Here is a 15,249-nt window from a genome sequence, read left to right as displayed (position 1 = left end):
TACCCTCCAAGTTCACCATCGTCATCCCCGCGAAGGCGGGGATCCATAGGGGCTGAGGGGTCTGATAAAATCGCCAGGCTCCGTGCCTATGGGTCCCCGCGTCCGCGGGGATGACGGATAATGTTTGTCGGGGGCGAGGGAATCTTAGAAGAACAGCTTGCGGATGCTGAGGCGGACGGTGCGGCCTAGCGGGTCGAGGTAATCCGGCTGGTAGTTGTTCGGCGTCGCGCCGGTCGCGTCGGTCACGCGCTGGCGGGTGTTGAGCACGTTCTCTACCGAGAAGCTCACGCGCATGCCGCGCAGCCACGGGTGCGCCTTCACCCATTCGAGGCGTTGGCCGAGGTCGGCGAACAGACGGAGATTGGCGGTCGCGAGGCCGCCGAAGTTGAGCGTTTCCGGTGCGGCGACGGTGCCGCCGTTGACGCGCGTACCGGTCGCGTAGTTGGCGGAGATGCGCGCACCGAGGCCGTTGTTGGTATAGCCCGCCTGCGCCTCCAGTTCGTGGCGCGACTGGCCGCCGCTGCTGCCGATCGCGTCGCCGTCGAGCAGGTTGAGGCTCGGGCCGCCGTTCGCGACGAGCACCCGGTCGGTGAAGTGCCAGGTGTGATAGACCGCGAACTGCACGCGGCCGCCCGCCTGCCCCCCGCGACCGCCGAAGCCGCGCCCGCCGCCACGGCCGCCCCCGCCCCTTGGACCACCGTCCGGACCGGCACCCCGGCCGACCCCAGGACCGGCACCACCGGCGCCTTCGGGACGACGGAGACCGCCGGGGGGCTGCATCCCCTCGAACGGATTGGGGCCGGTCCCTGCGCGATACGCCTCCAGTTCGCGCTGGATCTTCGATTTCAGCGGTGCGGAGAAATTGATGCCCCAGCGCAGTTCGGAGCGTTCGCTGCGGGCGTAGTTGATCGGGCGGCGATCGACCTGCAGCAGATTGCCCGCGTCGTCGCGGATGAAGCGGTCGGGAAACGCCGCCTCGATCGCGGCCGTCGCCGACGGGAAGGCCGCGATCGGGTTTTCGACGCGACTCTCGACATAGTTCGCGGTGATCGACAGGTCCTTGGCGGTCCACGGCTTGAGCGTCAGCCCGACCTTCTTGACGTGGTTATTGTCCGCGATGAGCCCGGGATTGCCGCCGCTGATCGTCGTGACGGTCGCGGTCGTGCCGCGCACGTAATCGAAGATCCGGACGTTGGGCGTGGTGATCGACGGGTTGCCGAGTTGCTGCGCGGTCGGCGCCTGATCGGTGTCGGTCACCGAGGCGATCACGCGCACGCCCTCGATCGGCGACCAGTTCGCACCATAGCCAAGCGTCGTCAGCGTGCCGAAATCCGACAGGTGATCCTGGGCGAGGTTGAAGTTAGCCGACAGCGTGCCGAGGAACGGCAGCACGTCCTTAGACCGGCTCGTCAACGGCACGTCGACATTGACCTGGCCGTTGACGGTATCGCGCGACACCATGCCGCGCTGCGTCACCTGACCGACCAGCAGATCATTGGTGCGGGACGAACGGCTGCTGAAATCGGCGGTTTCCGCGCCGAGCTTGAGCGTCGTCGAGACCGCCCCTGCGGGAAGATTGAATACAGTGCCGTTTGCCACCGCATCGACGCCGCCGGTGCTCTGGCTGGCATAGGCGCGGCTGCCGGGGGCCGCGCCGATATCGCTCGCGGTAAGGCGGTTGAACGGGCTGGCGGTCGGATCGCCGGCGGTCAGCCGCGTCTGGAATGCGGTCGCGTCGACGCCGGTATCGGTGAAGGTCTGCGTGTCGCTGCGGTCGTAATTGCCGGTGACGTTCCAGCGCCACGTGCCGATATCGCCGTTGAGCGTGGTGCCGAGATGCGCGGCGATCGACGACACGCGTTGCGCGAGCGGGAGGAAGCCCTCGTCGTTGAAAGCGCGGTTGACGACGGTGCCATCCGCCAAAGTCAGCGCGGCGACGGGCAGGCCATTGAGACTGCGGCTGTCGGTCGATTCGATCCGCCCGTTGATGGTCGCGCCGATGTTGCCGAAGATGTTGCGGGCATACACGCTGTTGGCGGTGAAGGTGCTGGTCGCGGCCTGGAGGCTGCGGAACGGCGTGGCATCGACGATTGCGCCGTTCGCGCCGACGGCGGTGCTGGCGGGCGGGGTGATGTCGCGCTCGGCCTCGGTCAGCGCCGAGGTCGAGGTGTATTCGACATGCAGGTTGACCCGGCGATCGCGGGCAATGTTGAGCAGGTCGAGTTCGCCCTGTGGCGTGTTGCTGCCGCCTTCGGTCGGCATCTTGTCGGTCGCCTCGGCGGTCACCGCGCGGAAGCGGCGGCGCAGGACGAAGTTCACGACCTTCTGGTCCGCGCGATAGCCGTATTTGAGCGCGACCTCCTCGGGCAGGATCTCGACGCGCTGGATCGCCTCGGTCGGGATGTCGCGAATTTCGCTGAAGCTGGAGATGCGACGGCCGTTGAGCAGTACGACGGGCGCGCCGCCGCTGCCGCGACCGCTAGTCGTCTGCGGGCTCAGTTCGCTCAGCAGGTCGGAGATCGAGCTGACGCCGTAGGAGCGGATCTCGGTCTGGCCCAGGCTCTGGTCGGGCGGGATGTCGCCGATCACCGAACCGGGCAGTTTGCGCGATCCGGTGACGACGATCTCCTCGGATTCGCCGGCTTCGTCCTCCTCGGTAGCCTGCGCGGCAGCAGTTGAGGCAGGCGTCGACGGAGCCTGTTGCGCCGCCGCCATCGCGGGCGCGCTTACCGCCAGAACCAGACCCAATGTACGCATAGTCGCTATTTCCCGATGATCGCCGTCGATCAGGGGGCTCGACTAAAGGGCAATTGTCGCAGGATTATGCCCGCTCAACGCGCCAGATGTGCATCCATGTCTTCCAACGGCACGCCCTTGGTTTCCGGGAAGTAGAAGAACACGGTCACGAACTGCACCGCCATCATCGCCGCGAAGAACAGGAACGGGACGCCCGCCGACCAAGCGGCGGCGATCGGGAAGACCTGCGCGATCACCGCGTTCCAGCCCCAATGGCTCGACGAACCGATGCTCGATCCGCGCGCGCGGACGTTCTGCGGGAACACTTCCGAGATATACACCCAGATCACCGCGCCCGAGCCGGGGGCGAAGAACATGATGAAGACGATCAGCGACGGCAGCAACAGCCAGTTCGGCAGAACGCCCAGCAGCGCGAGCCCGCCGACGGTGAGCGCCACGGTCATGCCGGCCGAGCCCCAGAGCAGCAGCGTGCGCCGCCCGATCCGGTCGATCAGCAGCATGCCGAGCAATGTGAAGACCATGTTGGCGACACCGATCATCACCGCCTGGAGATCGGGCGAGAGGCTGCCGCCCGACGCCTTGAAGATGTCGTTGAGGTAATAGAGGAACGCGTTGATGCCGCTGAACTGGTTGAACATCGCGACCAGGAAGGCGAGCGTGATCGGCTTGCGGTGGCGCGACCAGGAGAGCTTGGCGTCGCCCTTCGGCGCATCGAGTTCGCGCCGCGCGATGTCGGGGCTCATCCCGACCATCGCCAGCACGTCCTTCGCCTCCGCATCGCGTCCCTTGGCGAGCAGCCAGCGCGGCGAATTGGGGATGCGGAACAGCAGCGCGAAGAACACCAGCGACGGCGCTGCGACGATCCCGAGCTTCCACCGCCACTCGACATCGCCGAGCCCGAGCGAGCCGATGATCGCGTTCGACACATAGGCGAGCAGGATGCCGAGAATGACTGCGAACTGGAATCCGCCGACCATCTTGCCGCGCTGTGCAGGCGGCGCCAGCTCGGCGATATAGGCCGGTGCCAGCACCGACGAGCCGCCGATCGCGATGCCGTTGATGAAGCGGAAGCCGAGGAAGCTGTGCCAGTTCCACGCCAATGCACAGCCGAGCGCGGTGACGACATACAGGAAGGCGAGCATCCGCAGCACGTTGCGGCTGCCATAGCGATCGCCCGGCATGCCAACGAACAGCGCGCCGATCAGCGTACCCCATAATGCCGACGATACCGTGAAGCCGAGCCATGCCTCGCTGAGCGCGAACTTCGCCTTGAGCGCGCCGGTGACGCCGGCGATCACCGCGGTGTCGAAGCCGAACAACAGCCCCGCCAGCGCCGCGGTGGCGACGCTCGCGATCAGGACGCTGCTGGGGCGTAGCGGGTCGGCGTGGGCGCTCATGCGCGGCAAAATTCGGGGCGCGGCCCGGTGCGTGCGATCGTCATGCCGTCGTTTCGACCAGTTCGAAGCGCCGGGCAAGACCGTCGCAGACCAATTCGGCTACCGAAGACGCTTGAGTCGGAACCTTCGAAACGCCCGCGCAGGACGATGGTGACAGGATCGAGCTTCAGCGTGGCACGCCCTACGCCCGGTTCTGACCGGGGTTCTGACCGGGGTCCCGACCGGGGTTCTGACCGACATTCTCTCCGGCATTGTCGTCCGAGGCTTGCGGCGCGGGCGCGAATGATCCGACCAGCTCCATCTTGGTCGCGGTCGAGCCGACCTCGATCCCCGCCTCGCGAAACTGGCGGAGCAGCGTGAACAGCAGTTCGCTGCGCACCGGGTACGCATCGCGCGGGCTGGCGACATAGGCGAAGCAGTTGAACTTGGCACGGCCGGCGTCGATCGAGTCGATGAACACCTTGGGTTCGGGCTCGTCGAGCACCTCGTGCTTGTCGGCGAATGCGGCGAACAACATGGTCCGCACCGCATCCAGATCCTCCTCGAGCGGCACGGAGAACTGCAGCTGGACGCGGCCGATCGGCGCGGCCAGCGTCATGTTCTGGATCGTCTTGGTGATCAGCTCGGAATTCGGCACGATCAGCGTCGAGCGATCCGCGACCTGGATCTCGGTCGAGCGGACGTTGATCCGTTTCACGTCGCCCTCCATGTTGCCGATCCGGACCAGGTCGCCGATCTTCACCGGGCGCTCGGCGAGCAGGATCAGCCCCGAGACGAAGTTCTGCGTGATCGCCTGCAAGCCGAAGCCGATCCCGACCGACAGTGCACCCAGCACGACGGCGAGTTTCTCCATGCCGATACCGAGCGCGCCGAGCGACCACAGCACCGCGGCGATGATCCCGGCATAGCGCGCGACCATCGTCACCGAATTCTGCGCGCCGGCATCCATCGCGGTGGTCGGGAGATAGCTGTTCACCAGCCAGTGCTGGAGCCCGCGCATGATCGCCAGCGCGACGAACAGCACGGCGACCGAGCGCAGCACGGCGCCCGGCGAGATCGTGACCTGGCCGACGGTGATGCCGTTCGCGACCGTGCCGAACAGTTCGAACGCAGAGCCGACGCCAGCGCCGAACGGCGCCATCACTGCGCCGACCGCGAGCAGGATCAGCAACAACCGCAGCACCGCCGACAACAGCACGCCGATCTGGTCGACGGTCTTGTTGTCGACCCCGAAGCCGCTGTTCGCCGAGCGACCGAGGCGGTTGCCGCTCGACAGCAACGTCCGGCACGCATCGTCGGTGAAGGTCATCATCAGATACAGCGTCGCCCCGACGATCGCGCCCCAGACCAACCAGGTCGCGACCTTCAGCGCGAGATTGACATAGCCGAGCAGGCCAGCGCCGAGCGCGACGATCAGCACCAGCCAGACGAGCGTCGCGACGATCGCGAGCAGCGTGTTGCGCGCAGGCTTGGTAGGGTCGGGCAAGGCCGCGGCGCGCAACCGGCCGAGCGTGACGAGGATCGCGCCGAGCAGCACGATGTGCAGCAACGCGACGACCGCGTTGGCCGCACTCGACGCGGGCGCGCTGACGCCGATCAGCATGTTGGTGGCGATCAGCAACTGCCCGAAGAAGATCAGCGCGGCCGCCATCCAGCTATAGGGCCTGAGCGCCTGGGCCGCGGCATCGCCGATCGGCAGCAACCGCCAGGTCGGCTGGGTCCGCAGCAACAGCGCGCCGCCGAGCGACGATACGAAGGCGGCGAAGAAGGAGATGCCGACGAAGATCGCGCCGAACCTGCTCCAGGCGGGCGAGACGAGTCCGGCCCAGCGGAGCGACACGACGATCGCCAGTGCGGCGAATCCGGGGAGCGCGGTGCCGATCACGACCAGCCAGAACGCGTAGGCCGACCGCCGCAAGCGCCCGCCCGGCGCGTGGTTGGTGGCGTAGCGCCGGCCGACGCCGTGCAGCCAGCGCCGGAGCGGAACGAGCAGGACGAGTGCGGTCAGTACACCGATCAACAGGCCGATCGCGGCGCGTCGATCGAACCGCTGGCCGAACTGCCGGAGTTCGGTTTCCGCGAACCGCTTGAGCCTCGCGGAGTCGCGCGGAAAATGGTCGACGATCGCCGCCCATGACGTCGGCGACAGCGGCGAGCCGGTGTTCTCGGACAATTGCTGACCGAGTTCCTCCGCCTCGGCCGCACCGATATCGTCGATCTGTTGCTTGGCCTCGATCCCGATCAGCCGCGCGCGCTTGATCGCCGAGTCGATCGCCGACTGGCTCTGCGCGAGGAGCCGGCGCTGCTGGCGGATCTCGGGCGCTTCGACGACGCCGGGGGTGGCGGCGCCAAGTTCGGTCACGCGCGCCTGGACGAGCGCCATCTCGGGCGTGAGCGTGCGGACCGCGTCGGCAGCGGTGGTCTGCACGACTTGCGCGCGATCCCGCAACGCCTGCCGCGCCTTGTCGTCGCGCGCGGCGGGGGTGGCGTCGTCGATCGCCTGGAGCTCCGCCGAGGCCTTGGTGAGGCTGGCGGCGACAGTCGCGACCTTTGGCTCGTCCTGCGCGGTGGCGGGGAGCGCGGTGAGCGCGAGGAGGAGCGCGGCGAGGTAACGAAGGAGAGTCATCCGGGGCTCTGTACAGCGATGGGGCCAGAAACGGGAGGGGGTGGCGGTCCAGAGGTGAAAGCCACCGATATCGGACGATGCTTTGGGAGAGCTTCCGCCCTCATGCGCACCTCCCCCCGTCGAAGGCCGGGGCCCAGTTGGAAAGGTCGCGGTAACGGAGCGCCGGTCTCGATCATCAGCCGCTCCCAACTGGGCCCCGGCCTCCGCCGGGGTAGAGCTATTGGGGCGAGATCACGCACATACGATCGTCACACCTTTGTTCTCCCGCGGAGGCGGATCGCTTATCCAGCAGTCGCTGTCACGAACATCCCTCCACCCCGTTCCGTCACCCCGGCGGAGGCCGGGGCCCACGGACCCGCACACTCAAGTCTCTCGGATGTGCGGAACGGTGGATGCCGGAACGAGCCCGGCATGACGGGGCGATAGCTACAGACGTTGGCTGAAGCAGAACTGGACGGCGCGGCGCTCAGTCCAGCTCGAGGATCACCTGATCCACCGCGAGACTATCACCCGTCTTCGCCGCAACCGACTTCACCGTGCCCGTCTTCTCGGCGCGGAGGATGTTCTCCATCTTCATCGCCTCGACCACCGCGAGCGGCTGCCCTGCCTCGACCTTGTCGCCGGCCGCGACGTCGAGCCGCACCAGCAGCCCCGGCATCGGGCAGATCAGGAACTTCGACAGATCGGGCGCGACCTTCTCGATCAGGTGCGCGGTGTAGGGCGCGAAGCGGGCGGGCAACACGCGCGCGACGTGGCTTGCGCCGCGGGTCGTGAGCTTGAACCCGGCGCGCGCCTTGGCGATGCGGATCGTGAGGTGCTCGTCGCCATCTGTCCCGTGGCCGTCAGCGACCACCATGCGATCGCCGGGGGTGTATTCGAGCGACAGGTCGAGCTCTTCGCCGTCCACCGCGATGCCGTCGGTCGAGACCGTCACCGCGTGGTCGGTCTTGTCGATCGTCACCACCCAATCGGCGGGCGGGCGAAGGCGCCTGCCAAGCTGCCCGTCGATGCGGCGCGCGCGGTCGGCCTCTGCGGTGGCGGCGAAGGCGGCGACCGCGGCGAGCGTCTTCAGCAGTTCGGCGTCGGCGAGGGCGCCGTGGAAGCCCTCGGGATATTCCTCGGCGATGAAGCCGGTGGTCAGCGCGCCCGACTGGAAGCGCGAGTGCTGCATGATCGCCGATAGGAAATCGATGTTGTTGCCGGGCCCCTCCAGCTCGAACGCGTCGAGCGCGGCGATCTGCGCGGCGATGGCGCCGTCGCGGGTGGGGGCCCAGGTGATGAGCTTGGCGATCATCGGGTCGTAGAACATGCTGACCTCGCCGCCCTCGCGGACGCCGTCGTCGACCCGGACCCGGGGCTCTGCGGCATCGTCTTCGCCCACGCGGCCAATGTCCGTCACCCCAGCGGAAGCTGGGGTCTCCCCGTTCGGGTCGCGTGCTCCATTACCGGGATACCCCAGCTTTCGCTGGGGTGACGGGGTTGGGCGGGGCGAGTCGAGCAATGGTGCGATAGAGGATGCCGAAGTCTCAGGCGGATTGTACCGCACCAACCGGCCGATGCTCGGCAGAAACCCGCGATACGGGTCTTCCGCATACACCCGGTTCTCGATCGACCAGCCGTTCAGCTTCACCTCGTCCTGCGTAAACCCGAGCGGCTCGCCGGCAGCGACGCGGATCATCAGCTCGACCAGATCGAGCCCGGTAATTTCCTCCGTCACCGGATGCTCGACCTGGAGCCGGGTGTTCATCTCGAGGAAGTAGAACCCCTCCCCCGTCGTATCCGCGCCCGAGACGATCAGCTCGACCGTGCCCGCCGAATAATACCCAACCGCCTGCGCAAGTGCGACCGCCTGCTCGCCCATCGCCTTGCGCATCTTGGGCGTCACGAACGGCGACGGCGCCTCCTCGACGACCTTCTGGTGGCGGCGCTGGATCGAGCATTCGCGCTCGTTGAGGTAGACGATGTTGCCGTGCTGGTCGCCGATCAGCTGGATCTCGATGTGGCGCGGGCTTTCGATAAACTTCTCGATGAACACGCGGTCGTCGCCGAAGCTGGCGAGTCCCTCGCGCTTGGTCGCCTCGAAGCCTTCGCGGACGTCCTGTTCGCTGTACGCGAGCCGCATGCCCTTGCCGCCACCGCCCGCCGACGCTTTCATCATCACCGGATAGCCGATGCCGCCGGCGATCTCGACCGCGTGATCGGTGCTGTCGATCTCGCCGAGATAGCCCGGCACGACGTTGACGCCCGCCGCCTTCGCCAGCTTCTTCGACTCGATCTTGTCGCCCATCGCGGCGATCGCGTTAGGCGGCGGTCCGACGAACGCGATCCCGGCCTCGGCGCAGGCCAGTGCGAAGCTCTCGCGCTCGGAGAGGAAGCCGTAGCCCGGATGGATGCAGTCCGCGCCGGTTTCCTTGGCTGCGAGCAGGATCAGCTCGGCCTTGAGATAGCTCTCCGCGGCGGGTGCGGGCCCGAGCCGGACGGACTCGTCGGCCATCAACACATGCGGTGCGCGCGCGTCGGCGTCGGAATAGACCGCGACGGTCTTGATGCCCATCGCCTTGGCGGTCCGCATGACCCGACACGCGATCTCGCCGCGATTGGCGACCAGGATTTTCTTGAACATTCTCGCTCCCCTCCCGCCTGCGGGAGGGGCCGGGGGAGAGCCTGTCCACGCGCGGATATTATGGTGCGGGAGGACAGGCCCTCCCCTAACCCCTCCCGCAAGCGGGAGGGGAACTACTCCGCCGCGGCCCGCATCGGTTCCGCGCCGACCATTGGCTTCATGCCGAGCTTAGCCAGCAGCGTCGCGTCGGCGCTGTCGCCGGCGTTGCCGGTGGTGAGCAGCTTGTCGCCGGTGAAGATCGAGTTCGCGCCCGCCATGAAGCAGAGCGCCTGGGTGGCCTCAGACATGCTCTCGCGCCCCGCAGACAACCGCACCATGCTGAGCGGCATCGTGATCCGCGCGACCGCGACCGTCCGGACGAACTCGATGTCGTCGATCTGCGCCATCGGCGTACCGGCGAGCATGTCGCCGAGCGGCGTGCCCTTGACCGGGACCAGCGCGTTGACGGGGACGCTCTCCGGATGGCGCGGCAAGGTGGCGAGCGCGTGGACGAAGCCGACGCGGTCGCTGCGCGTCTCGCCCATCCCGACGATCCCGCCGCAGCACACCGAGATGCCCGCGTCGCGCACGTGTCCCAGCGTCTCCAGCCGATCGCCGAAGGTGCGCGTGGTGATGACGTTGGCGTAATTCTCCGGCGAGGTGTCGATGTTGTGGTTGTAGTAATCGAGGCCGGCGTCGGCGAGTTGCTTGGCCTGGTCCGCGTCGAGCATGCCGAGCGTCATGCACGTCTCGAGCCCCATCGCGCGGACGCCTTCGACCATCGCGACGACCTTCGGCATGTCGCGCGGCTTCGGGTTGCGCCAGGCGGCACCCATGCAGAAACGCTGCGAGCCCGCAGCCTTGGCCTGCGCGGCGTCGGCGAGGACCGCGTCGACGTCCATCAGCTTTTCCGCCTTGAGACCGGAGTCGGACGAGGCGGACTGCGAGCAATAGCCGCAATCCTCGGGGCAGCCGCCGGTCTTGATCGACAGGAGCGTGCAGAGCTGCACTTCGCCGATCGCGTGATGCGCGCGGTGGACGGTCTGTGCGCGGAACATGAGTTCGTCGAACGGCAGATCGAACAGCGCGGCGATTTCCGGGCGCGTCCAGTCGGTCCGGGTGTTCTCCTGCGCATGCAGGAGCCCAGGGTCGCGAACGCTGCGCTCCGAACACTGGGCTCCTGCGTGCGCAGGAGAACGGAGAAGGGTATCGGTCATTCTGCGGCTTCCTCTTGCGGGGCCATGTTGTGGCCGAGGAGCTTCAACACGTCCTCGGCGGCCTGGATCAGGTTGGTGCCGGGGCCGAATATCGCCTGGACCCCGGCATCGCGCAGCGCCTGATAGTCCTGTGCGGGGATAACGCCACCCGCGATCACCTTGATATCGGCGCGGCCCGCCTCGCGGAGATAGCCGATCAGCTCGGGGATCAACGTCTTGTGGCCGGCGGCAAGCGACGAGGCACCGACGATGTCGACGTCCTTTTCCAGCGCGAGCGCGGCGGCTTCGGCGGGGGTCTGGAACAGCGGGCCGGGGACAATCTCGAAGCCCAGGTCGCCGAACATCGACGAGACGAGGTTGGCACCGCGGTCGTGGCCGTCCTGGCCCATCTTGGCGACGAGCATGCGCGGCTTGCGGCCCATCCGGCGCTCGGTGGCTTCGACGCCGTCGGTCAGGCGGGTCCAGCGCGCGTCGTCCTCGTACGCGCCGCCGTAGATGCCGGAGACGGGGGTCGGCTGCGTGCCGTAGCGGCCGAATACGTCCTCCATCGCGGAGGAAATCTCGCCGAGCGTGGCGCGGGCGCGAGCGCACTCGACGGCGAGCGCGAGGAGGTTATTCTCAAATCCTCCCCGTTCCGGGGAGGTGGCGGCCGAAGGCTGACGGAGGGGGGCTTCCACGAGAGGGTCCGTTTGTGGAGCCCCCCCTCCACCAGCCGTTGGCTGGTCCCCCTCCCCGTTCCGGGGAGGATTGCCGCGTAGTGCGCCTTCGCGGAGAGCATCGAGTGCGGCTTGGCAGGCGGCTTCGTCGCGCGTCGCCTTTACGCGGTTGATGCGTTCGATCTGCCCTGCCCGCACGGCCACATTGTCCACGTCGAGGATCTCGATCGCGTCCTGTTCGGCGAGCTTGTACTTGTTGACGCCGACGATGACGTCCTCGCCGCGATCGACGCGCGCTTGGCGGCCGGCGGCGGCTTCCTCGATCATCGCCTTGGGCCAGCCCGCCGCGACCGCCTTCGCCATGCCGCCCTCGGACTGGATCCGCTCGATCAGCGCCCACGCGCCGTCGACCAGCGACTGCGTCAGGCTCTCGATATAATAGCTGCCGCCGAGCGGATCGACGACCTTGGTCATCCCCGTCTCTTCCTGGATCACGATCTGCGTGTTGCGGGCAATGCGCGCGGAGAAGTCGGTCGGCAACGCGATCGCCTCGTCGAGCGCGTTGGTGTGCAGCGATTGCGTGCCACCCAGCATCGCCGCCATCGCCTCGATCGTGGTGCGCATGACGTTGTTGTACGGATCCTGCTCGGTGAGCGAGACGCCCGACGTCTGGCAATGCGTGCGCAGCATCTTGGAGCGCTCGTCCTGCGCGCCTAGCTGCGTCATCGCGCGGTGCCAGAGGACGCGGGCGGCGCGGAGCTTGGCGATCTCCATGAAGAAGTTCATGCCGATCGCGAAGAAGAAGCTCAAACGCCCGGCGAACTTGTCGATGTCGAGGCCGCTCGCGACGCCGTATTTCACATATTCCATGCCGTCGGCGATCGTGAAGGCGAGCTCGTGGAGCTGCGTCGCCCCTGCCTCCTGCATGTGATAGCCGCTGATCGAGATGCTGTTGAACTTGGGCATCTCGCGGCTGGTGTAGCCGAAGATGTCCGAGATGATCCGCATGCTCGGCTCGGGCGGGTAGATGTAGGTATTGCGGACCATGAACTCCTTGAGGATGTCGTTCTGGATGGTCCCGTCGAGCAATTTCCGGTCGACGCCCTGCTCCTCGCCGGCGACGATGAAGAAGGCGAGGATCGGGATCACCGCGCCGTTCATCGTCATGCTGACCGACATCTTGTCGAGCGGGATGCCGTCGAACAGGATCTTCATGTCCTCGACGGAGTCGATCGCGACGCCTGCCTTGCCGACGTCGCCGGTGACGCGGGGGTGGTCGGAATCGTAGCCGCGGTGGGTGGCGAGATCGAACGCGACGCTCAGGCCCTTCTGGCCGGCGGCGAGGTTGCGGCGGTAGAACGCGTTCGAGGCTTCGGCGGTGGAGAAGCCGGCATATTGGCGGATCGTCCAGGGGCGACCGGCGTACATCGACGCGCGGACGCCGCGGGTGAACGGCGCGAAACCTGGGAGGCCGGGATCGGTGGTGACGTCGTCCGCGGTGTAGAGCGGCTTGACATCGATGCCTTCGGGGGTTGGCCAGATGAGGTCGGCGCCCTTTACTTCCTTGGCGGCGGCGGTCTGCCAGTCGGCGAGGGTCGGAGCAGATTTGGGCGTGTCAGTCATGAGTTTGCACCACCCCGGCGGAGGCCGGGGCCCAGTTGGAAAGGTCGAGGTAACGCAGCGCAGCACCAGCCAATTGACCGTTGCCCAACTGGGCCCCGGCCTCCGCCGGGGTGGTGCCTTCCAAGCAGGTCATTTGCCCGTGAACACCGGCTTGCGCTTCTCGAGGAAGGCTCGACCGCCCTCCATCGAGTCCGCAGACCCCCGCGCGTCGCGCTGGTTCGCCGCCTCGGCCTGCATCGCGGTCGCATAGTCCGTCTCGTACGCCGCGGTGATCGCCCGGCGCATCAGCCCCAGCGCGATCGTCGGCATCGCCGCCAGCCGCTCGGCCAGCGCAAACACCTCGGCGTCGAGCGCATCGTCCGTGACGACCTTGTGCACCATACCCCAGTCAAGCGCCTTGGCCGCCGGCACCCGCTCGCCGAGCATCATCATCTCCGTCGCCCGCGCCTTGCCGATCAGCCGCGGCAGCATCCACGACGCGCCACCATCCGGCACCAGTCCGATATTCACGAACGCCTGAAGGAAATACGCGCTCTCGCTCGCGACGCAGAAATCTGCGGCGAGCGCGAGGCTGCAGCCGATCCCCGCCGCCGGCCCGCGCACTGCGCTCACCACCGGCACCGACAGGTCGGCGATCGCCGCCATCGTCGGATTGTAGCTGCCGGTCAGCGCCGCGTACGTCGCCTCGCCCGGATTGTCCGAACCGAGCGCGCCGCCGCCGACATCCGCTCCCGAACAGAACGCACGTCCCGCGCCCGCGATCAGCACCGCCCGCGCACCATCCAGATCACGCAACGCCGCGCGCAATTCCTCGAACATCGCCGGTGGCGCGGCGTTGAGCCGGTCGGGCCGGTTCAGCGTCAGCACGAGCACGTCACCGCGCCGTTCGCTCAGGATATGCTCGTACGCGGCCATCAGATCTCTCCTAGTGCGCGCCGGTATCGCCCGGCGTCTCCATCAACTCGACGAGCATGCCGCCAAAGTTCTTCGGGTGCACGAACACGATCGGCGTGCCATGCGCGCCGATCCGCGGCTCGCCCAGCACGGTCGCGCCCTTCGCCTTCAGGTCGGCGACCGCCGCGTGGATATCCGCCACCTCGAAACAGACATGATGCTGCCCGCCCGCCGGATTCTTGCGCAGGAACCCCGCGATCGGCGAGCTCTCATCATACGGCTCGATCAGCTCGATCTGCGTGTTCGGCGCGTCGATGAAGCACACTTTCACGCCCTGCGCGGGCAGGTCGAACGGCTCGCCGATCGCAGTCGCGCCGAGCAGCAGCCGATACGTCTCGACCGACTTCGCGATCGACGGCGTCGCGACCCCGACATGGTTGAGGCGACCCAGGCTCATGGCGCATCCTTGGGCGCTGGCGGCGGCGCGGGAACGACACCGAGCGTGTAACCGCACACACCGAGCACCTGGCGGATCATCGCATCGCCGGTCGGCGCGACGAAGTTCGCCTGGACCGCGAAGCTCGCGCCGTTGGTCGTCTCGACGCGCACCGTTTTCGACTTCACCAGGAAACTGGTCAGCTTGGTGATCGCCGCGGGATCGGCGATGTACGTACCGGTCCCCGGGAACTGCCAGTTATAGGTGAACGCCGGTCCGCCATCGAAGCGCACCGCGACCGGCTTGTCCGCGCCCGACCCGAGCGGCTGCGGCTGGATGAACTGGATCGAGACGATCGGCTCCGAGCCGACGTCACACTTCACGACGAACCGCGACAGCCCGTCATTGCCGGTGACCGACGCGGAGATGCTGCGCACGCCCGCCGCATTGGTGCGATCGGCAAGTTTCCAGGCCGGGGCGGCGGCAGGAATAGCGGCCTGTGCAAGCAGTAGCGCGATCACCGCTCGATCCTCGGCAAAGGTCGTACCCCTGATCGCACTTCTTCAAACGCTTCCAAACGGATCAGGCGTCCGTTGATCTGGATGACCGAATCGACCACGCGTCGCACCTGTGCATTCGTCGCAGCCAGTTCTTCGTTCAATCGCTCCACCTTGCTGCGGAGCAGGATGACGGATTCGATCGTCCGCATCGCGTCGCCGATCATGCTCATGCGACACACTCCGCTTCGGACAAGCCGCCGTCCCGTAGCATGGCATCGATGTCGGCCCGCAAGCGCTGTTGCCCTTCGATCGCCTGGTCGAGCGCGGCGTGCATCGCCGGCAACGCCTCGTCGAGTTCGTGAATCAACAGCTTGAAGCGGTCGTCCTCGCTCATGTCGCCCTCGATGACATAGCGCGTCGTCGCCTCGCGAACGACATGGCCGACGGACATGCCATTGCTCGCGGCAAACGCATCGAGCGCGGCCTTGTGATCGGGGGTAGTCAGAAACGTCACGCGTTCGGTCTGCATGTCACGACTCCT

The 15,249-nt window shown here is 67.2% G+C and carries 11 protein-coding genes; all 11 read right to left on the bottom strand.

The window, feature by feature from the left end; translation table 11 throughout:
* Positions 1 to 144: 144 nt before the first annotated feature.
* Positions 145 to 2,757, bottom strand: coding sequence for a TonB-dependent receptor (locus tag U1737_RS17540; RefSeq protein ID WP_332797669.1), 2,613 nt, complete (start codon positions 2,755 to 2,757; stop codon positions 145 to 147).
* A 74-nt stretch (positions 2,758 to 2,831) separates the two neighbouring features.
* Positions 2,832 to 4,154 (bottom strand): sugar porter family MFS transporter, encoded by a 1,323-nt coding sequence (locus tag U1737_RS17535; RefSeq protein ID WP_332797668.1) that lies wholly within the window; start codon positions 4,152 to 4,154, stop codon positions 2,832 to 2,834.
* Positions 4,155 to 4,335: 181 nt separating this feature from the next.
* A complete protein-coding gene (locus U1737_RS17530; protein WP_332797667.1) occupies positions 4,336 to 6,780 on the bottom strand; it encodes a DUF3772 domain-containing protein in 2,445 nt (814 codons plus the stop codon).
* Between the two features lie 466 nt (positions 6,781 to 7,246).
* Positions 7,247 to 9,403, bottom strand: a complete 2,157-nt coding sequence (locus U1737_RS17525; RefSeq protein WP_332797666.1) for an ATP-binding protein — start codon at positions 9,401 to 9,403, stop codon at positions 7,247 to 7,249.
* A 113-nt stretch (positions 9,404 to 9,516) separates the two neighbouring features.
* Positions 9,517 to 10,599: a biotin synthase BioB gene (bioB, locus tag U1737_RS17520; protein WP_332797665.1), complete on the bottom strand. Its 1,083-nt coding sequence runs from the start codon at positions 10,597 to 10,599 to the stop codon at positions 9,517 to 9,519.
* Positions 10,596 to 12,878, bottom strand: coding sequence for a methylmalonyl-CoA mutase (scpA, locus tag U1737_RS17515; protein ID WP_332797664.1), 2,283 nt, complete (start codon positions 12,876 to 12,878; stop codon positions 10,596 to 10,598). The genes bioB and scpA overlap by 4 nt, the downstream gene beginning before the upstream one ends.
* Before the next feature lie 129 nt (positions 12,879 to 13,007).
* Positions 13,008 to 13,793: an enoyl-CoA hydratase-related protein gene (locus U1737_RS17510; protein ID WP_332797663.1), complete on the bottom strand. Its 786-nt coding sequence runs from the start codon at positions 13,791 to 13,793 to the stop codon at positions 13,008 to 13,010.
* 10 nt (positions 13,794 to 13,803) lie between these two features.
* Positions 13,804 to 14,229 (bottom strand): methylmalonyl-CoA epimerase, encoded by a 426-nt coding sequence (gene mce, locus U1737_RS17505; protein WP_332797662.1) that lies wholly within the window; start codon positions 14,227 to 14,229, stop codon positions 13,804 to 13,806.
* Entirely contained in the window at positions 14,226 to 14,729 is a 504-nt protein-coding gene (locus tag U1737_RS17500; RefSeq protein ID WP_248524536.1) for a hypothetical protein, read from the bottom strand. The genes mce and U1737_RS17500 overlap by 4 nt, the downstream gene beginning before the upstream one ends.
* Positions 14,726 to 14,938, bottom strand: coding sequence for a hypothetical protein (locus U1737_RS17495; protein WP_146168618.1), 213 nt, complete (start codon positions 14,936 to 14,938; stop codon positions 14,726 to 14,728). The genes U1737_RS17500 and U1737_RS17495 overlap by 4 nt, the downstream gene beginning before the upstream one ends.
* Positions 14,935 to 15,237, bottom strand: coding sequence for a hypothetical protein (locus tag U1737_RS17490; RefSeq protein WP_248524535.1), 303 nt, complete (start codon positions 15,235 to 15,237; stop codon positions 14,935 to 14,937). Before U1737_RS17490 ends, U1737_RS17495 begins: the two co-directional genes overlap by 4 nt.
* Between the last annotated feature and the right edge of the window lie 12 nt (positions 15,238 to 15,249).

Origin of the sequence: Sphingomonas fucosidasi (genome assembly GCF_036663855.1) — a bacterium.
Classification (GTDB): domain Bacteria; phylum Pseudomonadota; class Alphaproteobacteria; order Sphingomonadales; family Sphingomonadaceae; genus Sphingomonas; species Sphingomonas faeni_B.
This window is presented reverse-complemented; position numbering and strand designations above follow the sequence as displayed.

Bases quoted from the DNA above. Each gene is read 5' to 3' on its own strand.
- U1737_RS17540 (WP_332797669.1), bottom strand. From the start codon at position 2,757: ATGCGTACATTGGGTCTGGTTCTGGCGGTAAGCGCGCCCGCGATGGCG.
- U1737_RS17535 (WP_332797668.1), bottom strand. From the start codon at position 4,154: ATGAGCGCCCACGCCGACCCGCTACGCCCCAGCAGCGTCCTGATCGCG.
- U1737_RS17530 (WP_332797667.1), bottom strand. From the start codon at position 6,780: ATGACTCTCCTTCGTTACCTCGCCGCGCTCCTCCTCGCGCTCACCGCG.
- U1737_RS17525 (WP_332797666.1), bottom strand. From the start codon at position 9,403: ATGTTCAAGAAAATCCTGGTCGCCAATCGCGGCGAGATCGCGTGTCGG.
- bioB (WP_332797665.1), bottom strand. From the start codon at position 10,599: ATGACCGATACCCTTCTCCGTTCTCCTGCGCACGCAGGAGCCCAGTGT.
- scpA (WP_332797664.1), bottom strand. From the start codon at position 12,878: ATGACTGACACGCCCAAATCTGCTCCGACCCTCGCCGACTGGCAGACC.
- U1737_RS17510 (WP_332797663.1), bottom strand. From the start codon at position 13,793: ATGGCCGCGTACGAGCATATCCTGAGCGAACGGCGCGGTGACGTGCTC.
- mce (WP_332797662.1), bottom strand. From the start codon at position 14,229: ATGAGCCTGGGTCGCCTCAACCATGTCGGGGTCGCGACGCCGTCGATC.
- U1737_RS17495 (WP_146168618.1), bottom strand. From the start codon at position 14,938: ATGAGCATGATCGGCGACGCGATGCGGACGATCGAATCCGTCATCCTG.
- U1737_RS17490 (WP_248524535.1), bottom strand. From the start codon at position 15,237: ATGCAGACCGAACGCGTGACGTTTCTGACTACCCCCGATCACAAGGCC.